The sequence below is a fragment of the Vogesella urethralis genome (assembly GCF_007644045.2).
GTDB classification, from domain to species: domain Bacteria; phylum Pseudomonadota; class Gammaproteobacteria; order Burkholderiales; family Chromobacteriaceae; genus Vogesella; species Vogesella urethralis.
In genome coordinates, this window is sequence record NZ_VMDW02000098.1 from 135,264 (window position 1) to 157,514 (window position 22,251).

Genomic DNA, 22,251 nt, shown 5'->3' on the forward strand with positions numbered 1-22,251 from the left:
TTCCGCCCGGCAGACGGGAAAGGGGGCGGATTGCCGCCCCCTTTTCATTCCCCCGCAACCTGGGGCTGCTCGAAACCCCGTCCAAAATGGCACGCCCCAGGCGCCGCCGAACTCGCCCCTCGCTAACGGCTCGGGGCTCAAACAAATCGGCGTCTTAAAACCTGTGGCGCACCATTTTGCCCGGCTCGCGCCAACGGGATGGGGCGCTTCACTCACGTCCTGCTACTTGGAAACCAAGCACATTTGCCTTACTGACTGGCATTAACCCCCGGCAGCCTTTTTGATTGGGCGTAGTCGCTTAGTGGGCGTGGGCCGCTGGTGCGCCGTCTTCCACTTTCACGTCTACCTTCACTTCGCCGGCTTTCTCGAACTTCAGCACCAGCGGGAACTTGTCGCCCACCTTGGCTTGTTGCTTGATGTCGAACAGCATCACGTGCAGGCCGCCCGGGGCCAGCTTGGTGGTGTCGCCAGCCGGTACCGCGATGCCGCCCGGTACTTCGCGCATGCGCATCACGCCGTTGTCGTTGACGTGGGTGTGCATCTCGATCTTGCCAGCTTGCGGGCTGGTGGCGGAAAGCAGCTTGTCGGCGTCTTTGCCGGTGTTGTTGATGGTCATGAATACGCCGGCAGTCGGGCTGGTGGCCGGCATGGCACGGCTCCACGGGTGACCGATTTTCAGCGCACCGGCAGTGTATTCGTGCGCCAGGGCAGGCAGCGACAGCAGGGAGGCCAGGGCCAGGACGGCGAGTTTGCGCATGAGAATTCCTTTGCAGAAGTAAATGACATCAAGGTTGGCCGCAAGGCTAACACTGTCTGTGTTGCGACACATTGCCCTGCGACAAAATGTCGCAGCCCGCGCGGGCAGCCGGCAGCATGGCGTGCGCCATGTCGGACAAGCGCCGCAATTTTATTGTCTTTGGCCGTGGCGGCGTGCAGCACGGCGCAGGCTGGCTACAATGGCGGCCAACCCATCCGTGAAGTACATCATGATCAAGGCGCTGTATCTGCAGTTTTTCTTTGGCGGGCTGGTCAGCCTGCTGGTCATTACCAACCCCTTGTCCAAGATTCCGCTGTTCGTCAGCCTGACGCAGGGCATGAGCGACTTGCGCCGCGCGCACCAGGCGCGCATGGCCTGCGTGTACGCGGCGGCCATCATGCTGGTGTCGCTACTGGCGGGTAACGTCATTCTGGGCGCGTTCGGCATCAGCTACGGTGCGCTGCGTATTGCCGGCGGCTTTGTGGTGGCCACGCTGGGTTACCGCATGCTGTTTTTGTCGCAAGACCCGGGCATGGCGCCCAGCACCAAGCGGCGCGAGGATTACTCGTTCTTTCCGCTGGCGATGCCGGGCATCAGCGGGCCGGGTACCATCGCGGTGGTGATCGGCATGGCCACCGAAATCGCCGAGCTGGATAACCACACCGCCCGCCTGCTGGCGCTGGGCATGACCACGCTGGCGATTTTTGCCACCTGCGCCGGCATCTTCCTGCTGCTGCGTTCTGCCGGCTGGATCGCGCAGCGCATCGGCCGCGCTGGTACCGAGGTACTGGGCAGGTTGATGGGCTTTTTGCTGATCTGCGTTGGCGTGCAGTTCATCGGCTCCGGCATCCGCACCTTCATGGCCGGTTCCTGACAAGATCGTTCAAAACGGCGCGCTAGCGCTGTGCCAGAATGCAGCATCCCCTTGCTGCTACTGCCACATGACCGCCGCCCGCCCCGAACACGCCCGCTTCTTCCGCGCCGACGACATCGCGCCGCTGGAGCTGCTGGACGCCTTCTATACCCGCCAGGTGTTTGCCCCGCACTTCCACGAGGAGTACGTGGTGAACACCTTGCACTGGGGCGCGCAGTCTTATCACTGGCGCGGCGGTACCCACGTGGCCGGGCCGGGGGCGCTGATCCTGATCAACCCCGGCGAGGTCCACACCGGCCGCTCGGCGCACGACGCCGGCTGGGGCTACCACGGTTACTACCCGTCGGCGCAGCTGATACAAGGCCTAGCCAGCCAGATCGCCGGCCGCGCGGTACAGCCTTATTTCCGCGACACCGTGGTCTACGACCCCGAGCTGTGGCAGCGGCTATGGCAACTGCAGCCTTTGCTGCGCGATAGCCACGACCGTCTGCTGCGCGAGAGCGTGCAGCAGGGCATCTTTGCCGACGTACTGACCCGCCACATGGGCGTGCGCGAGGCAGCCCTGCCCGACGCTGCGCCGGCGCTGCTGCGGGTACGCAACCTGCTGGCCGACCGGCTGGCCGACAACCTGTCGCTGCAGCAACTGGCCGACGAGGCCGGGTTGTCGCCGTGGCACCTCAACCGCCGCTTTCGCCAGCAATTCGGTCTGCCGCCGGTAGCGTGGCGCAACCAGCTGCGCGTGGCGCGCGCCCGTAGCCTGCTGGCACACGGCGTGGCGCCGGTGCAGGTGGCGGCACAACTGGGCTTTGCCGACCAGCCGCAGCTGACGCGCGCCTTCCGCGCCGCATTGGGCATTACCCCGGCCGCCTACCAGCGTACTGTCAGGGGCCGTTAGCCGCTTGCTGCGCAAGATCGTTCAAGCCAGATCGTGCCGGCTGCCGGCATAGTCGGTACTGAACAGCTTGTTCCATCGCGCCGTTTGTGGCGCGTGCCAGAATGCCCTTTTGCCCCGGAGATAAGTGATGCAGACCCTGGAAGGCCAATGCCAGTGCGGCGCCGTGCGCTACCGCGTCCACGGCGAAGTGCTCACTGTGTTTGCGTGCCATTGCCGCGAATGCCAGCGCCAGTCGGCCAGTGCTTTCGGCATGGCGCTGTGGCTGCGGGCAGCGCAGCTGACGCTGTTGCAGGGGGCGGTGCAGCGCTGGCAGCGTCACACCCCTTCCGGCCGGGTAATGGATTGCGATTTCTGCCCGCAGTGCGGTACGCGGCTGTTCCACCGTAGCTCGGGTAACGGCGACGTGCTCAGTATCAAACCCGGCACCCTGGACGACGCGCCGGCCTGGCGGCCGGTGGCGCATATCTGGACCGCCAGCGCGCAGGCCGGCTGGCAGCCGCCAGACGGTGTGTTGTGCTACCCCGGCAACCCGCCGGCGTGGGAACCCTTGCTGCAGGCCTGGCGTGCTGACGCCGCTTGCGGCCAACCCTGAACTTGTGGAGTGTGGCATGAACCCTCACCGTACCGCCTTGCTGGCGGGCGTACGCGACACGGTGCCGATGCTGGTCGGTGCGGCGCCGTTTGGCGTGATCTTCGGCACGCTGGCCATCGCCAGCGGCATCCCCGCCTGGGCGGTACTGGCGCTGTCGGCGCTGGTGTTTGCCGGCTCGTCGCAATTTGTGGCCGTCAGCCTGATCGGTAGCGGCGCGGCGCTGCCGGTGATCTGGCTCACCACCTTTGTGGTGAACCTGCGCCACGCCCTGTACAGCGCCAGCCTGCTGCCCTACGTGCGCGACTTGCCGGCGCGCTGGCGCTGGCCGCTGGCGTTCTGGCTGACCGACGAAACCTACGCCGTGGTGGAGCACCATCTGCGCGAGCATGGGGCAGCGCAAGGCGGTGTCTGGTACTGGCTGGGTTCGTCGCTGGCGATGTACCTGAACTGGCAGCTGTGGACGCTGGCCGGCGTGCTGCTGGGGCAAAGCGTGCCGGGCCTGGCAGGCCTGGGGCTGGACTTTGCCATGGTGGCCACGTTTGCTGCCATCGTGGCGCCGCAGCTGCGGCAGTACCCGGTGCTGGCGGCTGCCATCGCGGCGGGTGTGGTGGCGCTATTGGCGCGCCATCTGCCGTACAAGCTGGGGCTGATGCTGGCGGCGCTGGCTGGCGTGGGCGCCGGCATGCTGGCTGAAAGGTTGGCCGCAGGCCGCATACAGGAGGAACAGGTATGACGCAGCCACTGTGGTTGGCCATTCTGGGGATGCTGGTGGTGACGTACGGCATCCGGTTGAGTTTTCTGGTGTTCGGCCACCGGCTGGCGTTTCCGCCGGCCTTGCAGCGGGCGTTGCGCTACGTACCGGCGGCAGTGCTGACCGCACTGATCGTGCCGATGGCGCTGGCGCCGCAGGGCGACATCGACCTGAGCCTGGCCAATGCTTACCTGCCGGGCACGCTGGTGGCGGCGACGGTGGCGTTTTTCAGCCGGCAGACGCTGCCGGCCATCGTGCTGGGCTTTGTGGCCTACGGCGTGTGGCGCTGGCTGTTCTGAGCAGGTAGTTGCGCGGCCACGCGCTCGGCCACTTCGGGCGGGCCGAACAATAGTGTCAGCCGCTGCCGCCAGCTGCGTGCGGCCAACGTTTCGCGCAGCATGTCGCGCCATTCCACCACACTGACCCACAGCGGGTTGTGGCTGTTGACCGGCTTCAGGGTGCCGTAATCGCACGGCGTGTCGTCGCGTTCTGCCACGTAGCTGCCGAACAGGCGGTCCCAGATCACCAGCACGCCGGCGTAGTTGCGGTCGATGTAGCAGGGGTTGCGCGCGTGGTGGCTGCGGTGGATGGACGGTGTGTTGAACACGTACTCCAGCCAGCCCAGCTTGGGGATGGCCTGGGTGTGCACGAAGAACTGGAACGCCAGGTTCAGCAGCACCACGCCGATTACCAGCTGCGGGGCAAAGCCCAGCCACGCCAGCGGCAGCCAGAACGCCCACATGCCGGCCAGCGGGTACATCAGGCTCTGTCGGAATGCGGTAGACAGGTTCATGCGGGTGGAGCTGTGGTGCACGCTGTGCGCCGCCCACAGCCAGCGTACGCGGTGGCTGGCGCGGTGGAACCCGTAGTACAAAAAGTCTTGTGCCAGAAACAGCAGCACAAAGTGGCCCCAGCTGTGGCCGAGGTCGAACAGCCGGTAGTGCTGGTACACGTATTGGTACAGCGGTATCACCGCCAGCCAGGCCAGCTTGTCGGCGCCCTGGTGCAGCAGGGCCAGGCCGGCGTTGCACAGCGTGTCGCTCCAGCTGTAGATGTCGGCGCGGCCGCTGCGCTGCCAGTACCAGGCTTCGGCGGCCACACAGCCGACAAACAGCGGCGCCAGCGCCAGCAGTAACAGTTCGATGCTGAAATCCATATTGCCTCCTCGTGATGTTGGCCGCGCCGTCGTGGCGGTGCGGTCCGTGTAATGACGTCTGGTACTCTGGCTAGAGCCCGGGCTCTATCTTGCGGATGCCGTGGCAGCATTTGCAACGATCGTTTGAATGCGGCGGCTAGCAAGCCGTGGCGCTGTGACGAAAGCGCCACGTATAAAAATGTGGCGAACGGGCTGACCGCTTGGCCGGGGATCGCGCCGGTATTTGGCAACGGCGGCCGAAACTGGCAATCTGCATGGCATTTCCCCTTGGAGCGCACCATGAAACGCTTGTCAGCCTTGCTACTGGGCCTTGCCCTGTTGAATAGTCAGCCGGCCTTGGCCGAGTCGCGCTTGACCCCGTCCGACCAGGTGGTGGTCGGTACGCTGTCCATTGTGCTGTCGCCGGCGCTGAGTGTGGCCGGCAGCGCGGAGGGCAATGGCGAATTCATGCTGGCGCCGCTAGTCGGGTCTGGCCTGATCATTGCCGGCGTGGCCGAGGGCAGCGCCGATACCGTCAAGGTGCTGTTGGAGTCGGCCGGCAAGGCCGGCAAGTGGTCGCTGGAAATGAGCGCGGGTGCCTTCCGTGCCTCCGGCGCAGCCGTGGGCCAGACGCTGCAAGTCAGCGCGGTGACCGGCGGCCATCTGTTGGTGCTGTCCGGCAAGGTACTGGCCTTTATCCCCGACACCGTGGGCAAGGCGCTGCTGGAGCACAACCGTGTACCGTCCTGAGCGCGGGCTGTGGCTGGCTCTGGCCCTGTTGCCGCTGGCAGCCCAGGCCGGGCAGGGCTGCAGCGAAAAGTTGCTGACGGTGGATACCTACCGGCTGGCACTGGGCACGGCGGCCAAGGTGCAGCAGCGCTTGGCGCAGCTGGATAGCCCGGTGGTGGTGCTGGGGCGCATGGGGCAGGACCTGGGCAAGTACGGTTTGCGCTATACCCACGCCGGTTTTGCCTACCGCCAGCCGGATGGCCACTGGCGCATGGCGCACCTGCTCAACCAGTGCGGCTCGGCCGAGGCCGACCTGTGGTACGAGGGGCTGGGCAACTTCTTTCTGGATGACATGTTTTCCTACGACTCGGTGGTGCTGATCCCGCCGCCGGCGGTGGCGGCGCGGCTGCAGACCCGCTTGCAGGATGGCCCGCTGCTGCGGACGCTATTCAGCAGCCGCTACAGCATGGTGGCGTACCCGTTTGCCAGCCGTTACCAGAATTCCAATACCTGGGTGCTGGAAAACCTGGCCGCCAGCATGGTGGATGGCCGTCAGTTGTATACCCGTGAGCAAGCGCAGGCTTGGTTGCAGCAGCAGGGCTACCAGCCCACCGAGCTGGACCTGGGGCCACTGACGCGGCTGGGCGGGCGCATGTTCAAGGCCAATATCGCGTTTGACGATCACCCCGATGCGCTGCGTTACAGCAACCGTATCCGTACCGTGTCGGTGGACTCGATCATCCACTTTGTGGAGGGCCGAGGCGAGGGCTGGCGTATCGAGGAGATTACCGGTACCCAGCCACGCCGTTATTGAGTGCGGGGCGCGCTAGCGCTTGGTGTTGCCGATGCTCATCAGCATGCCCAGCGCCACCGCCAGCGACACCGTGGCGGTGCCGCCGTAGGACATGAACGGCAACGGTACGCCCACCACCGGCAGGATGCCGGCCACCATGCCCATGTTGACGAAGACGTAGACGAAGAACGACAGCGTGATGGCACCGGCCAGCAGGCGGCCATACAGCGTTTGGGCGCGGGCGGTGATCAGCATGCCGCGGCTGATCACCCCCAGGTACAGGGCCAGCAGCAGCAGGTTACCGGCCAGGCCGAACTCCTCCGAGTACACGGCAAAGATGAAGTCGGTGGTGCGCTCCGGAATGTAGTCGAGGTGTGTCTGGCTGCCGTTCAGCCAGCCCTTGCCCCACGGGCCGCCGGAGCCGATGGCGATCATCGACTGGATGATGTGGTAGCCGTCGCCCAGCGGGTCCTGCATCGGGTCGATCAGCGTCAGCACGCGGCGGCGCTGGTAGTCGTGCATCAGGTTCCACACCACCGGCAGGCTGGCCAGGAAGGCGACCAAGCCGCCGATGATGATCTTCCACGACAGCCCGGCAAAGAACAGCACGAAGAAACCGGCACCCATGATCAGGGTGGCAGTGCCCAGGTCGGGCTGCTTCAGCACCAGTACGCCGGGAATCACGATCAGCAGCACAGCAAACAGGTAGTGGCGCCAGTTGAGGGTACTTTCGTACTTCTGGAAGTACCACGCCACCATCATCGGCAGTGCGGTTTTCATGATTTCAGACGGCTGGATGCGCACGATGCCCAGGTTCAGCCAACGGGTAGAACCGTTGACGGTGATGCCGAACAGTTCCACCCCCACCAGCATCAGCACGCCGGCGGCGTACAGCGGCGGCGCAAAGTTCATCACCGTTTGCGGCCGCGCATTGGCCATCACCCACATGATGGCCAGTGCCATCACCGTGTAGATCAGCTTGTTGTCGATCTTGTGCCAGCTCTGGTTGGACGCCGAGAACAGCACCAGCATGCTCATTACGAAGATGCCCGCCAGAAACAGCATCAGCCAGCCGTCGAACGGCGCGGCGATGGTGTCCCAGATACGCTTACTGAGCGGCGCTTGCATCTTGCTTGTCTCCTGCCTGTGCCGGCTCCGGCATGGTAATCAGTTTGCCTTTCAGGTCGGCCGGCACCTTGCCGGTGAGGGCGAAGTCGCTGACCGCGCGGGCAATCGGCGCGGCGCTGGCGGCACCGAAGCCGGCGTTTTCCACGATGACGGCAATAGCGATGCGTGGCGCTTCCACCGGTGCAAAAGCGATGAACCACGAGTGGTCGCGGTATTGCTCGGCCAGTGCCGCGGCGTTGTACTTGGCACCCTGTTTGATCTGTACCACCTGGGCAGTACCGGTTTTGCCGGCCATGGTGTAGGTCAGCCCTGCGGCCAACCTGGCGGCGGTACCGCCGGGGCGCATTACCGCCACCATGCCGTCTTTCACGTGCGTGTACAGCTCGGGACGGAAGGCCAGCGTGCGCACCGGTTTGGGCTCCACCAGCCGCACTTTGCCGCTACCGGCCTCGGTGATTTCCTGCACCAGGTGCGGGTGAAACACTTTGCCGCCTGCCGCCAGAATGGCCGTGGCGTTGGCCATTTGCAGCGGGGTATAGGCATTGAAGCCCTGGCCGATGCCGACGCTGACCACGTCTGCCGGGTACCAGCGCCGCACTTCCGGTTTGTAGCGGGCAAAGCGCTTCTCTTTCCAGGCCTTGGACGGCAGCACGCCGCTGGCTTCGCCGTCCAGGTCGATGCCGGTCTTGGCGCCCAGACCGAACTGGCCAACCAGCGGATGGATGCGGTCGATACCCATGTCCCACGCCAGGCGGTAGAAGAAGGTGTCACTGGACACCGCGATGGCCTTGCCGATGTTGACCATGCCGTTACCCCGCGGGTTGGAGTCGCGGAACTGGTGGCTGGAGCCGGGCAAGGTAAAGTAGCCCGGCGCCGGGCGCACGTCGTAGGGCCCGATGGCTCCCGCCTGCAGCGCGGCCATCGCCATGAACGGCTTGAAAGTGGAGCCCGGCGGGTACAGGCCGCGCAATGCACGGTTGACCAGCGGTTTTTGCCAGTCTTCGTTCAGGCTTTTCCAGGTGGCGCTGTCGATGCCGTCGATAAACAGGTTGGGGTCGAAGCCTGGCTTGGACACGAAAGCCAGCACACCGCCGGTTTGCGGGTCGATGGCCACCAGCGCGCCACGGCGCTGGCCGAACAGCTTGTCCGCCACTTCCTGTACCCGGATGTCCAGCGCCAGCTTCAGGTTGTTGCCGTGCACCGGTGGCGTGCGGCGCAGGCTGCGCACGGCGCGGCCACCGGCGTCGGTTTCCACTTCTTCAAAGCCGTTGCGGCCGTGCAGTTCGTTTTCGTATACCGCCTCCAGGCCCAGTTTGCCGATATGGGTGGCGCCACGGTAGTTGGCCAGCTGTGCTTCTTCTTCCAGCTTTTGCTGGTCGCGCTGGTTGATGCGGCCGATATAGCCCAGCACGTGGCTGGTGAGCTCTTTGTATGGATAGTCGCGGAACAGGCGCGCCTTCACTTCTACCCCCGGAAAGCGCCAGGCGTTGGCCGCAATGCGGGCGGCTTCTTCTTCGGTGAGCTTCAGCTTCAGCGGAACCGGTTCGAACTCCTTGCTTTCAGCGAGAAACTTGCGAAACCGGCGATCATCGCGTGGCGTGATCTCCACCATGCTGCCCAGCGCCTTGATGGTGGCTTCCATATCGTCCATCTTGGCGGGGGTAATCTCCAGCGTATAGGCGGCATGGTTCTGCGCCAGCACCACGCCGTTGCGGTCCATGATCAGACCGCGGTTAGGCTGTACCGGTACCAGCGAGATACTGTTGTTTTGCGCCAGCGTGGCAAAGTGCTCGTACTGCATGACCTGCAGCCAGATGAAGCGGGCGGCCAGCACCAGCAGCATCAGCACCATGAAGGCGTAGGCAATGACCAGGCGCAGCTGGAACTGGCCTTCTTCGGCTTGCGGGTCTTTCAGGCGGGTGGGGCGCTGCATCGGGCGTCAGATCGTGTGATGGCGGTAGGGAAGCAGCAGCAGCTTGGTCAGCAGCGGCCACAGCAAAGCGCCCATCAGCGGTGGCAGGAAGTAGCTGGCGCCGACAAAAGCCGAACCCAGTACCAGCCGCACCAGCGCCATGATCAACTGGTTGGCCAGCATCAGCGTCATCACTACCAGCGCCTGCTGGCCCAGGTTGAACATCACCAGCTGGCGCTGGCGCAGCATCACCAGATAAGTGGTGACCGAGTAGGCCAGCGCGTGCTGGCCGAACAGGCTGTTGGTGCTGACGTCGACGATCAGGCCGATCAGGAAACCCATGCCGATACCGATGCGGCGCGGCTGGTTGATGGCCCAGTACAGGATCAGCAGGCCGACAAAGTCGGGCAGCCAGCGGGTAGAGCCTACCGGTAGCGGCAGCAGCTCCATCATCAAGGCCAGGGTAAACGTCAGCGTGATGAAGCGGCGCTTTACCGGCCGTAGCAGTTCTTGCGGGCGGTCATAGCTCATGGTCAGCCTTCATCCTCGGTGTCTTTTTTCTTTTTCGGCTTGGCCGGCTGCGGCGCCGGTTCCGGCCGCGGCGGCAATGCGGCGCGTGGTGGCAAGATCAGTACGTAGCGGCTGGACTGTACGCCGGCAATGCTCTGGCACAGCACACGGGCAAACGAGGCACCTGCCGGGCGGTCGACGCGGGTGACACGCGCCACCGGAATGCCTTCGCTGTACAGGTTGTCGATGCCGGAGGTGACCAGCAGGTCGCCAGGCTGGATGTCGGCCGCAGCAGGCAGGTAGCGCACTTCCACGCCGCCGCCATAGCCGTACAGCAGCGAACGCTGCCCGGTACGCTGGTTGCGTACCGGCACCATCTGGTTCTTGTCGATGATCAGGGTGACTTCGGCGGTCAGCGGCTGCACGCGGGTAACCTGGCCCAGCAGGCCGCGCTCGTCCACCACTGGCAGACCGGCGCTGATATTGGCGTCCAGCCCTTTGTCGATGATGATCTTGTACGAGAACGGGTCGCGTGCGGTGTACAGCACCTCGCCCAGCTTGCCACCCTGGGCGTTGCCCAGTCGCAAGCCGTTCAGCGCTTTCAGTTGCAGCAGCTCTTGTTCCAGCGTGTTCAGCCGGGCCAAGCGTGCCGACTGGGCCAGCTCGCGGCTGCGCAAGTCGGCGTTTTCCTGCTTCAGCTGCGCCTGGGTCACGAAGAACTCGCCAACATGGGCAGCGGCCGACAGCGGCATGTTGACCGCGCGTTGCAGCGGGTACAACACCACAGACAAAGCGTCGCGGGTACGGTCCATCAGGCCGAACTGGCTGTCGCCGATGATCAGCGTCAGCGATGCCAGCACGCACAGCAGCAGCTGGGAGCCAGGGCGCAGGCCCTGGTTGGCAAAGCGGGGGGTGTTGGCGAAGTTCATGCAGCAGCCATGTGCTGCCCCGTGCAGGGCAGCACCATCAGAAGGAGCGGAAGATTACGGTACGTTGGTGAAGATGGTGCCGGTCTTGTCCATCTTGTCCAGCGCCTTGCCGGAACCGCGCACCACGCAGGTCAGCGGCTCTTCGGCCACGAACACCGGCAGGCCGGTTTCTTCGGCCAACAGGCGGTCGATGTCTTTCAGCAGCGCGCCGCCACCGGTCAGCACCATGCCCTTGTCGGCAATATCGGCGCCCAGTTCCGGCGGGGTTTGTTCCAGCGCGATCTTCACCGCAGACACGATCTGGTTCAGCGGCTCGGTCAGCGCTTCCAGGATCTCGTTGCTGGACACGGTGAACGCACGCGGAATGCCCTCTGCCAGGTTGCGGCCTTTCACTTCCATCTCGCGCACTTCGGCACCCGGGAACGCAGAGCCGATGGTTTTCTTGATTTCCTCGGCGGTGGTTTCGCCGATCAGCATGCCGTAGTTGCGGCGGATGTAGTTGATGATGGCTTCGTCGAACTTGTCGCCACCGACACGTACCGAGTTGGAGTACACCACGCCGCCCAGCGAGATCACGCCTACTTCGGTGGTACCGCCACCGATATCCACTACCATCGAGCCGGTCGGCTCCTCAACCGGCAGGCCGGCACCGATGGCAGCCGCCATCGGCTCTTCGATCAGCTCGACGCGGCGGGCGCCGGCGGCCAGTGCCGAATCCTTGATCGCGCGGCGTTCCACCTGGGTGGAACCGCACGGTACGCAGATCACGATGCGCGGGCTGGCGGAGAAAAAGCGGCTGGGGGTCACTTTCTTGATGAACTGCTTCAGCATCTGTTCGGTGACGGTGAAGTCGGCGATCACACCGTCTTTCATCGGGCGGATGGCCTGAATGCTGCCCGGCGTGCGGCCCAGCATTTTTTTGGCTTCCAGGCCCACGGCCAGGATGGATTTCTTGTTGGTGGGGGCGTCGCTGTGAATGGCCACTACGGAAGGTTCGTCAAGCACGATCCCTTTGCCGCGCATGTAGATCAGGGTGTTGGCTGTGCCAAGGTCGATGGCCAGATCGTTGGAAAAGTAGCCGGTGAGCGAGCGAAACATGTGGCGATCCTGAGAATGGGTTTGTGTGCGGTGCTATGAGTTTACCGCATTGCAATCGTGGCGTTTTAGGGCAGCGCGCCGGAGAAAGGTTCACGCTTTTTGCGTAAAAATTCTGCCCCTTTTTGCTGCGCGATGCCCCTGTATTCTTGGGGGAAACAAACCAGTTATGATACCCTACAACGCTTGAATTATTAAAGGTTTTGACGAGGACGCCATGTCGCTGACCCATCAGGATGTTGCGCGGATTGCGCGACTCTCCCGCATCGCCGTGACCGACGCCGAAATCGAGGCAGTCGGCAGCCAGCTCAACAATATTCTTGGCCTTATCGAAGAGATGCAGGCCGTCAATACGGACGGTATCGAACCGATGGCGCATCCGCAGGACGTGTCGCTGCGTCTGCGTGAAGACGCCGTCACCGAGCCGAACCGCCGCGACGCCTGCCAGGCCGTGGCCCCGCAAGTGGAAAAAGGCCTGTTCCTGGTTCCCAAGGTCATCGAATAACGCGGCCAACGTTGGCCGCAGCTACCCGCAACGGGTGGCCATTCTGGACGGACATCAAGACAAGATGATTAACGCCACGCTCAAACAACTGTCGCAGCAGCTCGCCACCGGCCAGGTATCGGCCGTGGAGCTGGCGACTGCCTATCTGGACCGCATCGACGCGCTGAACCCGGCGCTGAATGCCTTCATTACCGTCGACCGCGACAAGACGCTGGCCGAAGCCGCCGCCGCTGACGCGCGCCGCGCTGCCGGCCAGGCCGGCCTGCTGACCGGTGTGCCGATCGCGCACAAGGACATCTTCTGCCAGCAAGGCTGGAAGACCAGTTGCGGCTCGAAGATGCTGGATAACTTCATCTCGCCGTACAACGCGCACGTGATCGAGCAATGCCAGGCCGCCGGCTTGGTAACGCTGGGGCGCGCCAATATGGACGAGTTCGCCATGGGCTCGTCTAACGAGAACAGCTTCTACGGCGCCGTGAAAAACCCGTGGGACGTGAACGCCATTCCGGGCGGCTCGTCCGGCGGTTCGGCCGCTGCCGTGGCTGCCCGCCTGGCGCCGGTAGCCACCGCTACCGATACCGGCGGCTCCATCCGCCAACCGGCCAGCCACTGCGGCGTGACCGGCATCAAGCCTACTTACGGCGTGGTATCGCGCTTCGGCATGGTGGCCTACGCCAGCTCGCTGGATCAGGGTGGCGTGATGGCGCAGACCGCCGAAGACTGCGCGCTGATGCTGAACGTGATGGCCGGCTTTGACGAGCGCGACTCCACCAGCCTGGAGCGCGCCCGCGAAGACTACGCCCGCGACCTGGCGCAGCCGCTGGCCGGCCTGCGTGTAGGCCTGCCGCGCGAGTACTTTGCCGACGGCCTGGCGGCCGACGTTGGCCGCATCATCGACAACGCCGTGGCCGAGCTGAAAAAGCTGGGTGCCGAGGTGGTAGAGGTGAGCCTGCCGAATACCCGCCTGTCGATTCCGGCTTACTACGTGATTGCCCCGGCCGAAGCGTCGGCCAACCTGTCGCGCTTTGACGGCGTACGTTACGGCCATCGCGCCAGCGAGTACCGCGACCTGGTGGAAATGTACGAAAACACCCGCGCCGAAGGCTTTGGCAGCGAAGTGAAGCGCCGCATCATGGTGGGTACCTACGTACTGAGCCACGGCTACTACGACGCCTACTACCTGAAGGCGCAGAAGATCCGCCGCCTGATCGCCGAGGACTTCAAGGCCGCCTTTGCCGGCTGCGACGTGATCCTGGGGCCGGTGGCGCCGACGGCTGCGTTCAATCTGGGCGAGAAGTCGGGCGACCCGGTACAGATGTACCTGTCCGACATCTACACACTGTCGGTGAATCTGGCCGGTCTGCCGGCGATGAGCGTGCCGGCCGGTTTTGCCGACAACGGCCGCCCGGTGGGCCTGCAGATCATCGGCAACTACTTTGCCGAGGCCAAGATGCTGAACGTGGCGCATCAGTTCCAGCAAGTAACCGACTGGCACAGCAAGGCGCCGGCGCTGTAAAACGATCAATTGGCCACGAAATCCACGAAAAAACACGAAAGCAGCTTGTCGCATGATGCTGTGTGACTTGAGTCAGCTTGATCTTGTCCTCGGTCTTTTCGTGTCCGTTAGTGGATTTCGTGGCTAAGAACATAAGGATTTTCCGACCATGAAATGGGAAGTCGTCATCGGTCTTGAGGTGCACGTGCAGCTCAACACCGTCTCCAAGATTTTCTCTGGCGCCAGCACCGCTTTCGGCGCTGAACCCAACACCCAGGCTTCGCTGGTAGAGCTGGCGTTGCCGGGCGTGCTGCCGGTGATGAACAAGGCGGTCGTGGACAAGGCCATTCGTCTGGGTCTGGCGCTGGACGCCACCATCAACCAGAAGAACGTGTTTGCCCGCAAAAACTACTTCTACCCCGATCTGCCCAAGGGCTACCAGATCAGCCAGATGGAGCTGCCGATCGTCGAGCACGGCAAGCTGGCCATTCTGGTGGGTGAAGAAGAAAAAGTGATTCGCGTCACCCGCGCGCACATGGAAGAAGATGCCGGCAAATCGCTGCACGAAGACTTCCACGGCCTGTCGGGTATCGACCTGAACCGCGCCGGCACCCCGCTGCTGGAAGTGGTGTCCGAGCCGGACATGCGCTCGCCGGAAGAAGCCGTGGCCTACGCCAAAGCGCTGCACACGCTGGTGACCTGGCTGGGTATCTGCGACGGCAACATGCAGGAAGGCAGCTTCCGTGTCGATGCCAACGTATCGGTACGCCCGTTCGGGCAGGCCGAGTTCGGCACCCGCCGCGAGATCAAGAACCTGAACTCGTTCCGCTTCCTGGAGCAGGCGATCAAGTACGAAATCCAGTGGCAGATCGACACCATCGAAGATGGCGGCAAGATCCAGCAAGCTACCGTGCTGTTCGACCCCGATAGCGGCGAAACCCGCATGATGCGCAGCAAGGAAGACGCGCACGATTATCGCTACTTCCCCGATCCGGACCTGCTGCCGGTGCGCATCAGCCAGGCCCAGATCGACGCTACCCGCGCCGACATGCCGGAGCTGCCGGGGCAGATGAAGGCCCGCTTCGTCGAGGCCTTCGGCGTGTCCGCCTACGACGCGGCGCTGCTGACCAGCAGCCTGGCGCAGGCGCGCTACTTTGAAGCCGTGGCGCAGGCCTCGGCACAAGGCAAGCTGGCGGCCAACTGGATCAACGGCGACATCGCCGCCCGCCTGAACCGCGACGGTCTGGACATCGCCGCCTGCCCGATCAGCGCCGAGCGTCTGGCCAGCCTGATCGTGCGCATTGCCGACGGTACGCTGTCCAACAAGCTGGCCAAGCAGGTGTTCGATGCGCTGTGGGAGTCCGATCTGACGGCCGATGCTGTCATCGAGCGCGATGGCCTGAAGCAGGTGTCCGACGTGGGTGCCATCGAAAAAATGGTGGAAGAAGCCATCGCGGCCAACCCCAAGGCAGTGGAAGAATTCCGTGCCGGCAAGGAAAAAGCGCTCAATGCACTGGCTGGCCAAGTGATGAAGGCGTCCAAGGGCAAGGCCAATCCGGCGCAGGTGCAGGAGATTCTGAAGCAGAAGCTGGCCTGATTGCCATTCACTTTAAACGGCGGCACACCGCAGGGTGTGCCGCCGTTTTTCTGTTGTGTAAAGCCTTGTAACAAGGTCATTTCATAGCCTTTCTGCAGATCATTTTGTAAGCCGCTGATTTCCCTTGCTTTCTCGTCTGTTGCATTCCGGTAAGTCTTTGTCGGCAAAGGCGAATTGCGCCGAAGTGATGTTGACCGGGTAGAGCCGATTCCCTATAGTGGCGAAAAGTGGGGTGAAGTGGGTAATTGTGGGGCGACGGCCCCTAACCGGACGCGGTGAAAAATCCAAAATGTTTGGCGGCGTAAGTCACGTTTCTCTCGATGCCAAAGGGCGTCTGGCCATTCCGGCCAGGCACCGGGAGACACTGTTGTCTGCGTTTGGCCAACGCCTGGTGGTAACCCTCGACTCCTCCGATCACCTGCTGATCTACCCCGAACCCAACTGGAAGCCCGTTGAGCAGCGCCTGATGGCTCTGCCTACCGGTAACCCCGCTTTGAAACGCTACCAGCGCCTGGTGCTCGGCCACGCCGAAACCCTGGACATGGATAGCGCTGGCCGCATCCTGCTGCCTGCCCGCTTGCGCGAGCTGGTGGGGCTGGACAAGGACGTAGCCCTGGTTGGCATCGGTAACCGCTTTGAATTGTGGGACGCCCGCGAATGGGACGCCCAGACACAGTCCGCACTGGACATTGATCCTGCTGAGCTGGCTCAGCACCTTGGAGATTTCACGCTTTGACCGACGCAGTTTTTGTTCACCGCACGGTGTTACTCGACGAGGCCGTGCAGGCCCTCGCCATTCGTCCGGATGGCGTGTATGTCGATTGCACCTTCGGGCGCGGCGGCCACAGCCGGTTGATTCTGCAGCAGCTGGGCCCGCAGGGCCGGCTGATTGCGTTCGACAAAGACCCGGAAGCCATTGCCGTTGCCACGGCGCTGGCCGCCGAAGACCCGCGTTTTTGCATCGTGCACAACGGTTTTGCCCATTTTGAAGCCGAGCTGGCAGCTTTGGGCGTTAGCCAAGTGGACGGTGTACTGATGGATCTGGGGATTTCGTCCCCGCAGATTGATGACGGTCGCCGCGGTTTCAGCTTCCGTTTTGACGCACCGCTGGATATGCGCATGGACACCACCCGCGGTCAGACCGCGGCACAGTGGCTGGCCAGTGCAGACGAGGCGGACATAGCAGAGGTTATCAAGACTTATGGTGAAGAGCGGTTTGCTCGCAAGATTGCAGCAGCCATTGTTGCGCACAGGGCTGAACACGCCATCGAAACGACGCGTGAGCTCGCCGTGCTCGTTGGGAAAAACGTCCGCACTCGCGAACAAGGTCAGGACCCCGCGACGCGAACCTTCCAGGCGATAAGGATTTTCATCAACCGCGAGCTGGACGAGCTGAAAGCTGTGCTGCCGCAGGTGATCGGCCGGCTGGCTATCGGTGGCCGCATGGCGGTGATCAGCTTCCATTCGCTGGAAGACCGCATCGTGAAGAACTTCATCCGCGATGCCAGCACCACCGATACCTTGCCGTCCTGGGTGCCGGTGCGCGCCTGTGATATCGCCGAAGCGGCGGTCAAGCCGGTAGGCAAGGCCGTCCGGCCTTCCGAGGAAGAGGTGGCGGCCAACCCGCGTTCGCGTAGCGCCATCATGCGCATTGCGGAACGTACGGCTGGCCAGTGGCAGGGGGCAGCGTGAGCCTTAACAAGCTCAATGCCGTGTTGTTGCTGGCAGTGATCGGCTGTGCGATGTCGGTGGTGACGTCGCAGCACGTATCGCGTCGCCTGTACAACGAGCTGGAGAAAGAGCAAAAGCTGCAACGCCAGCTGGGCGTGGAATACGGCCAGTTGTTGCTGGAGCAGAGTACATGGGGTGCCCACGCGCTGATTGAAAAATCGGCAGTAGCCCGTTTGGGCATGCTGACGCCGACACAGCGTCAGGTGCATGTGATTACACCGGAGGGGGTGCGATGAGCCGCGTCTATACCCCGCCGATGAAACAGCATCTGAAACAGCCGATGCGCCTGGCGCCAGGCCGCGTTACGGTGGTGCTGGGGTTGATGGGTTTGCTGCTGCTCGCCCTGTTGAGCCGGGCGATTTATCTGCAGGTAGTGCAGCAGGATTTCTTGCAGAACCAAGGCGAGGCACGTTTCCGCCGCGCGCTGGTACTGGAGGCTAACCGTGGCCTGATTGCCGATCGTAACGGCGAGCCGTTGGCGATCAGCACGCCGGTACAGTCGATCTGGGCCAGCCCGGAAGACATGAGCCCGGTGCCGGCCGACAAGCTGGCAGCCCTGGGCAAGTTGCTGGACATGCCGGTTGCAGAACTGAATGCCAAGTTTGCCGACAAGACGCGCGAGTTTGTCTATCTCAAGCGGCAAGTCAGCCCGCAACTGGCACAGCAGGTGATGGCGCTGGAAATTCCGGGCATTGCCAAGCAACAGGAGTACCGCCGCTATTACCCGGCGGGTGAAATGCTGTCGCATGTGATCGGTTTTACCGGTGTTGATGGCAAGGGCCAGGAAGGCCTGGAACTGACGCGTGAAAAAATGCTGGCCGGCAAGCACGGTAGCCGCACGGTACTGAAAGACCGCCGCGGCCACATCGTGGAAGACCTGGCCGTGATCGAGCCGCCGCGTGACGGCCAGACACTGACGCTGTCCATCGACAAGCGTATCCAGTACCTGGCCTATCGCGAGCTTACCGCTGCCATGGTGACGAACAAAGCCAAGGCCGGCGGTGTGGTGGTGCTGGACGCGCAAACCGGCGAAGTGCTGGCCCTGGCCAACACACCGTCGTACAACCCGAACAACCGTGCGGTGCTGGAACCGGAAATGCGCCGCAACCGTGCCGTAGTAGACATGTTTGAACCGGGTTCGACCATGAAACCGTTCCCGGTATCGATGGTGCTGGATGCAGGCAAGATCACGCCGAATACGCTTTTTGATACTCGGCCCTACACGATTGGCCCGGCTACGGTGCGCGATACGCACCCGAACCCGACGCTGACGGTGACCGGCATCATCCAGAAATCGTCCAACGTGGGCTCGTCGAAAATTGCGGCGATGTTCCCGCCGGAAGACATGTGGACGTTCTACCGCAAGTCCGGCTTTGGCCAGAGTCCGCAGTCTGGCTTTCCTGGCGAAAGCCCGGGCCGGCTGCGTGACTGGCAGACCTGGCGGCCGATCGAGCAGGCCACCATGTCTTTCGGTTACGGCGTGACCGTGAGCCTGCTGCAGTTGGCGCGGGCTTACACCATTTTTACCCACGACGGCGCGTTGCTGCCGCTGTCGTTTACCAAGCTGGCCGCGCCTAACCCGGGGCGGCCGGTGATTCGCCCGGATACGGCGAAAAAAATGCGCGACATGATGATTACCGTCACCGAGCAGGGCGGTACCGCTACCCGGGCCCAGGTGCTGGGTTACCACGTAGGTGGCAAGTCGGGTACCGCGCGCAAGCTGGTTGGCGGGCGGTACGCAGCCGACAAGCACATCGGCCTGTTTGTCGGGTTTGCCCCGGCCACGCGACCGCGCCTGATTGTGGCGGTGATGATTGATGAACCGGGTGCCGGCTTCTACTACGGCGGCACCGTGGCCGGCCCGGCCTTTTCCAACATCATGGCCGGCAGTTTGAGAATCATGGGGGTAGAGCCAGACGCTCCCTCCAATAACACTTTGATTCCGGAACAGAAGATTTCGGATGTGCGGGAAGAAACATGAAGACCAATTTGATCGATCTGCCGGATTGGGACCCTGCCGCCTTGGCGGGTCTTGGCGTTTCCGTCGCACGCGTGGAGAGCGATAGCCGCCGCGTGTTTCCCGGAGACGTGTTTCTGGCATGTCGTGGCGAATACACCGATGGTCGCGACTTCATCGCGGCTGCGCTGGAAAAAGGCGCGGCTGCCGTGTTGTGGGACCAGGACGACGCTTTCCAGTGGCGCCCGGAATGGCAGGTGCCGAACCTGCCCATCGCCCGCCTGCGCGAGCGTGCCGGCATTGTGGCGGCCCACGTGTACGATTACCCCAGCCGCGACATGCAGGTGGTCGGCATTACCGGCACCAACGGCAAAACCTCCATTTCGCACTGGCTGGCGCAGGCCTACGCGCTGCTGGGCGAAAAAGCGGCGCTGATCGGTACCGTCGGCAACGGCTTTTACGGTCACCTGACCGAAACCACCCACACCACGCCCGACCCGATCACCGTACAGCAAAAGCTGGCCGAGTACCGTCGCCAGGGCGCCAGCGTGGTGAGCATGGAAGTATCCAGCCATGGTCTGGACCAGTTCCGCGTCAACGGCGTGGAGTTCACCACTGCAGTATTCACCAACCTCACCCGTGACCACCTGGATTACCACGGCAGCATGGAAGAGTACGGGGCATCCAAAGCCAAACTGTTCCACTGGGATGGGTTGAAGCACGCGGTCATCAATGCTGACGACGCTTTTGGCCGCCAGCTGGCTGCCGGTATCGACGCCAGCCGCACCCGCGTCATTACCTACGGCCTGGAGCAGGGCGACGTACGCCCGCTAAGCCTTGCGGCCAACCTGGACGGCCTGCAATTGCGCGTGACCACACCGTGGGGCGACGCCGACATCAAGAGCCCGCTGCTGGGCCGTTTCAACGCCGCCAACATGCTGGCGTGCCTGGCGGTGATGTGCGCCGGTGGCGTCTCGCTGGCCGACGCCGTGCGCGTACTGGGCAAAATCCAGCCGGCACGCGGCCGCATGCAGCGCATCGGTAACGGCCTGGAGCCGCTGGTGGTGGTGGACTACGCCCACACCCCGGACGCGCTGGAAAAAGCCTTGGCCACGCTGGCCGAGATCCGCCCGCAGGGCAGCAAGCTGTTCTGCGTGTTCGGCTGCGGTGGCAACCGCGACAAGGGTAAGCGCCCGCTGATGGGCGGCATTGCCGAGAAGATCGCCGACGTGGCAGTGGTGACCAGCGATAACCCGCGCCTGGAAGCGCCGCAAGCCATTCTGGACGACATCCTGGCCGGCATGCAGCAACCGGGCCATGTGGAAATCAGCCGCGAAGCGGCCATCCACTGGGCGGTACTGCAAGCCCGCGTTGGCGACGTGGTGCTGATCGCCGGTAAAGGCCACGAGGAATACCAGGACATCGGCGGTGTGAAGCAGCCGTTCTCCGACTTCCGCGTGGCGGAAGAAGCGCTGACGTTGTGGGGGGCCGCGCATGCTGATGCTCTCTGACGCTGCCCGCGTGCTTGGCGGCCAACTGCTGGGCGGTGATGTCCGTTTCCAGCGCGTGGTGACCGATAGCCGCACCGTGCAAGCCGGTGACCTGTTCGTAGCGCTGGTAGGCGAGAAATTCGACGCCCACGACTTCGTGCCCGAGGTGCTGGCCAAAGGCGCGTGCGCGCTGGTCAGCCGCGAGGTGGCAGGGCAGGGCAGCATGATCCGTGTCGCTGATACCCGCCTGGCGCTGGGTGTGTTGGCCGCCGACTGGTGCGCCCGCCTCGACGTGAAGCGCATCGGCATTACCGGCTCCAACGGCAAGACCACCGTCAAGGAAATGGTGGCGGCCATCCTGCGCGCCCACGCCGGCGCCGCCGCCGTGCACGCCACCGCGGGCAACTTCAACAACGATATCGGCCTGCCGCTGACGCTGCTGGGCCTCACCGCCGCACATCGCTACGCGGTGATCGAAATGGGCATGAACCATCACGGCGAGATCCGCTACCTCACCGGGCTGGCCAAGCCGCAGGTGGCGCTGGTCAACAATGCCCTGCGTGCCCACGCCGGCCACTTCAGCGGTACCGACGACATCGCCCGTGCCAAAAGCGAAATTTTCGAAGGGTTGGCCGCAGACGGCGTGGCGGTACTGAACGCCGACGACGCGCAGCTGGCTGTGTTCGACGCTGCCGCCCAAGGGCACGCGCAGCTGCGCTTCGGCCTGGGGGCTGCGGCCAACGTGACAGCCCGCGACATCCAGCTGGGGGTAGGCGAGTGCCGCTTCGTACTGGTTTGCCCGCAGGGCGAGCAGGCTATCCAGCTGCCGGCAGCCGGCGAACACAATGTGCGCAATGCGCTGGCCGCTGCAGCGGTGGCGTTGGCGCTGGACGTACCGTTGGCCGCCATTGCCGCCGGCCTGGCCGCTTTTGCCGGTGTGAAAGGCCGCCTGCAGCTGAAGCAGGCCGCCTGCGGCGCCACCGTGATTGACGATACCTACAACGCCAACCCGGACTCGATGAAAGCCGGCATTGACGTGCTGGCCGCCTACCCGGCGCCACGCGTGTTCGTGATGGGCCAGATCGGCGAGCTGGGCGATACCGCGCCGCAGCTGCACGCTGAAGTGGGTGCCCACGCCCGTGCCCGTGGCATCGAGCACCTGCTGTGCCACGGCGAGCTGGCACGCCATGCTGCTGACGCCTTTGGCGACGGTGGCGAGTATGACGACGATTTCACCGCGCTGCTGGCGCGCGTTGCCGCACGGGTAACGCCGGCCAGCACCGTGCTGGTGAAAGGGTCGCGCTTCATGCAGATGGAGCGTGTGGTTGCCGCTCTGGTAACGCCTCAACAACAAGAACAAGGAAAGGACTGACCGG

At 63.7% G+C, this 22,251-nt stretch carries 23 protein-coding genes; 16 read left to right on the forward strand and 7 right to left on the reverse strand.

Annotation, left to right across the window (positions count from 1 at the left end; all coding sequences use genetic code 11):
* Positions 1-298 precede the first annotated feature (298 nt).
* Positions 299-757, reverse strand: coding sequence for a copper chaperone PCu(A)C (locus tag FLQ03_RS12010; protein WP_144370972.1), 459 nt, complete (start codon positions 755-757; stop codon positions 299-301).
* Positions 758-986: 229 nt separating this feature from the next.
* On the opposite strand from FLQ03_RS12010, the gene FLQ03_RS12015 reads away from it, so the two are divergent.
* From FLQ03_RS12015 to FLQ03_RS12035, 5 genes are all read left to right on the forward strand, one after another.
* A complete protein-coding gene (locus FLQ03_RS12015) occupies positions 987-1,631 on the forward strand; it encodes a MarC family NAAT transporter (RefSeq protein ID WP_144370973.1) in 645 nt (214 codons plus the stop codon).
* 67 nt (positions 1,632-1,698) lie between these two features.
* Positions 1,699-2,526 carry an AraC family transcriptional regulator gene (locus tag FLQ03_RS12020; protein WP_144370974.1) on the forward strand — a complete coding sequence of 276 codons (828 nt, stop codon included), beginning with the start codon at positions 1,699-1,701 and terminating at the stop codon, positions 2,524-2,526.
* 127 nt (positions 2,527-2,653) lie between these two features.
* Positions 2,654-3,118, forward strand: coding sequence for a GFA family protein (locus FLQ03_RS12025; protein ID WP_144370975.1), 465 nt, complete (start codon positions 2,654-2,656; stop codon positions 3,116-3,118).
* 16 nt (positions 3,119-3,134) lie between these two features.
* Entirely contained in the window at positions 3,135-3,851 is a 717-nt protein-coding gene (locus FLQ03_RS12030; RefSeq protein ID WP_144370976.1) for an AzlC family ABC transporter permease, read from the forward strand.
* Positions 3,848-4,168, forward strand: a complete 321-nt coding sequence (locus tag FLQ03_RS12035) for an AzlD domain-containing protein (protein ID WP_144370977.1) — start codon at positions 3,848-3,850, stop codon at positions 4,166-4,168. Before FLQ03_RS12030 ends, FLQ03_RS12035 begins: the two co-directional genes overlap by 4 nt.
* Here FLQ03_RS12035 and FLQ03_RS12040 read toward each other — a convergent pair.
* Positions 4,141-5,025: a sterol desaturase family protein gene (locus FLQ03_RS12040; protein ID WP_144370978.1), complete on the reverse strand. Its 885-nt coding sequence runs from the start codon at positions 5,023-5,025 to the stop codon at positions 4,141-4,143. The two genes, FLQ03_RS12035 and FLQ03_RS12040, sit on opposite strands and share 28 nt — an antisense overlap.
* Positions 5,026-5,304: 279 nt before the next feature.
* Between FLQ03_RS12040 and FLQ03_RS12045 the strand changes: the two genes are divergently transcribed.
* Together FLQ03_RS12045 and FLQ03_RS12050 are read left to right on the forward strand one after the other, a co-directional pair.
* Positions 5,305-5,754, forward strand: coding sequence for a hypothetical protein (locus tag FLQ03_RS12045; RefSeq protein WP_144370979.1), 450 nt, complete (start codon positions 5,305-5,307; stop codon positions 5,752-5,754).
* The gene (locus tag FLQ03_RS12050) at positions 5,741-6,547 is read left to right on the forward strand and encodes a DUF2145 domain-containing protein (RefSeq protein ID WP_240802270.1); all 807 of its coding nucleotides are present in this window, start codon (positions 5,741-5,743) and stop codon (positions 6,545-6,547) included. The genes FLQ03_RS12045 and FLQ03_RS12050 overlap by 14 nt, the downstream gene beginning before the upstream one ends.
* Before the next feature lie 12 nt (positions 6,548-6,559).
* Here the strand turns inward: FLQ03_RS12050 and rodA are convergent, their stop codons facing one another.
* Genes rodA through FLQ03_RS12075 form a run of 5 tightly spaced genes read right to left on the reverse strand, consistent with a single transcriptional unit; the run spans position 6,560 to position 12,103 of the window.
* Positions 6,560-7,654, reverse strand: coding sequence for a rod shape-determining protein RodA (rodA, locus tag FLQ03_RS12055; RefSeq protein WP_144370980.1), 1,095 nt, complete (start codon positions 7,652-7,654; stop codon positions 6,560-6,562).
* The gene (gene mrdA, locus FLQ03_RS12060) at positions 7,635-9,587 is read right to left on the reverse strand and encodes a penicillin-binding protein 2 (RefSeq protein WP_144370981.1); all 1,953 of its coding nucleotides are present in this window, start codon (positions 9,585-9,587) and stop codon (positions 7,635-7,637) included. Before mrdA ends, rodA begins: the two co-directional genes overlap by 20 nt.
* 6 nt (positions 9,588-9,593) lie before the next feature.
* The gene (gene mreD / locus FLQ03_RS12065) at positions 9,594-10,097 is read right to left on the reverse strand and encodes a rod shape-determining protein MreD (RefSeq protein WP_144370982.1); all 504 of its coding nucleotides are present in this window, start codon (positions 10,095-10,097) and stop codon (positions 9,594-9,596) included.
* 2 nt (positions 10,098-10,099) lie between these two features.
* The gene (mreC, locus tag FLQ03_RS12070) at positions 10,100-11,005 is read right to left on the reverse strand and encodes a rod shape-determining protein MreC (RefSeq protein ID WP_144370983.1); all 906 of its coding nucleotides are present in this window, start codon (positions 11,003-11,005) and stop codon (positions 10,100-10,102) included.
* A gap of 54 nt (positions 11,006-11,059) precedes the next feature.
* Positions 11,060-12,103: a rod shape-determining protein gene (locus FLQ03_RS12075; RefSeq protein WP_017507473.1), complete on the reverse strand. Its 1,044-nt coding sequence runs from the start codon at positions 12,101-12,103 to the stop codon at positions 11,060-11,062.
* 214 nt (positions 12,104-12,317) lie between these two features.
* Between FLQ03_RS12075 and gatC the strand changes: the two genes are divergently transcribed.
* The 9 genes from gatC (at position 12,318) to FLQ03_RS12120 (ending at position 22,247) form a co-directional block, all read left to right on the forward strand.
* Positions 12,318-12,605, forward strand: coding sequence for an Asp-tRNA(Asn)/Glu-tRNA(Gln) amidotransferase subunit GatC (gene gatC, locus FLQ03_RS12080; RefSeq protein WP_144370984.1), 288 nt, complete (start codon positions 12,318-12,320; stop codon positions 12,603-12,605).
* A 64-nt stretch (positions 12,606-12,669) separates the two neighbouring features.
* The gene (gene gatA, locus FLQ03_RS12085; RefSeq protein WP_144370985.1) at positions 12,670-14,121 is read left to right on the forward strand and encodes an Asp-tRNA(Asn)/Glu-tRNA(Gln) amidotransferase subunit GatA; all 1,452 of its coding nucleotides are present in this window, start codon (positions 12,670-12,672) and stop codon (positions 14,119-14,121) included.
* 148 nt (positions 14,122-14,269) lie between these two features.
* A complete protein-coding gene (gatB, locus tag FLQ03_RS12090) occupies positions 14,270-15,697 on the forward strand; it encodes an Asp-tRNA(Asn)/Glu-tRNA(Gln) amidotransferase subunit GatB (protein WP_144370986.1) in 1,428 nt (475 codons plus the stop codon).
* A 289-nt stretch (positions 15,698-15,986) separates the two neighbouring features.
* A complete protein-coding gene (gene mraZ / locus FLQ03_RS12095; protein ID WP_144370987.1) occupies positions 15,987-16,433 on the forward strand; it encodes a division/cell wall cluster transcriptional repressor MraZ in 447 nt (148 codons plus the stop codon).
* Entirely contained in the window at positions 16,430-17,389 is a 960-nt protein-coding gene (gene rsmH / locus FLQ03_RS12100; protein ID WP_144370988.1) for a 16S rRNA (cytosine(1402)-N(4))-methyltransferase RsmH, read from the forward strand. Before mraZ ends, rsmH begins: the two co-directional genes overlap by 4 nt.
* Positions 17,386-17,664: a cell division protein FtsL gene (gene ftsL / locus FLQ03_RS12105; RefSeq protein ID WP_144370989.1), complete on the forward strand. Its 279-nt coding sequence runs from the start codon at positions 17,386-17,388 to the stop codon at positions 17,662-17,664. Before rsmH ends, ftsL begins: the two co-directional genes overlap by 4 nt.
* Positions 17,661-19,409 (forward strand): peptidoglycan D,D-transpeptidase FtsI family protein, encoded by a 1,749-nt coding sequence (locus FLQ03_RS12110; protein WP_144370990.1) that lies wholly within the window; start codon positions 17,661-17,663, stop codon positions 19,407-19,409. The genes ftsL and FLQ03_RS12110 overlap by 4 nt, the downstream gene beginning before the upstream one ends.
* On the forward strand, positions 19,406-20,896 hold the full coding sequence (locus tag FLQ03_RS12115; protein WP_144370991.1) for a UDP-N-acetylmuramoyl-L-alanyl-D-glutamate--2,6-diaminopimelate ligase: 1,491 nt from the start codon (positions 19,406-19,408) through the stop codon (positions 20,894-20,896). The genes FLQ03_RS12110 and FLQ03_RS12115 overlap by 4 nt, the downstream gene beginning before the upstream one ends.
* Positions 20,880-22,247 (forward strand): UDP-N-acetylmuramoyl-tripeptide--D-alanyl-D-alanine ligase, encoded by a 1,368-nt coding sequence (locus FLQ03_RS12120; RefSeq protein WP_144370992.1) that lies wholly within the window; start codon positions 20,880-20,882, stop codon positions 22,245-22,247. The genes FLQ03_RS12115 and FLQ03_RS12120 overlap by 17 nt, the downstream gene beginning before the upstream one ends.
* Positions 22,248-22,251: the final 4 nt, after the last annotated feature.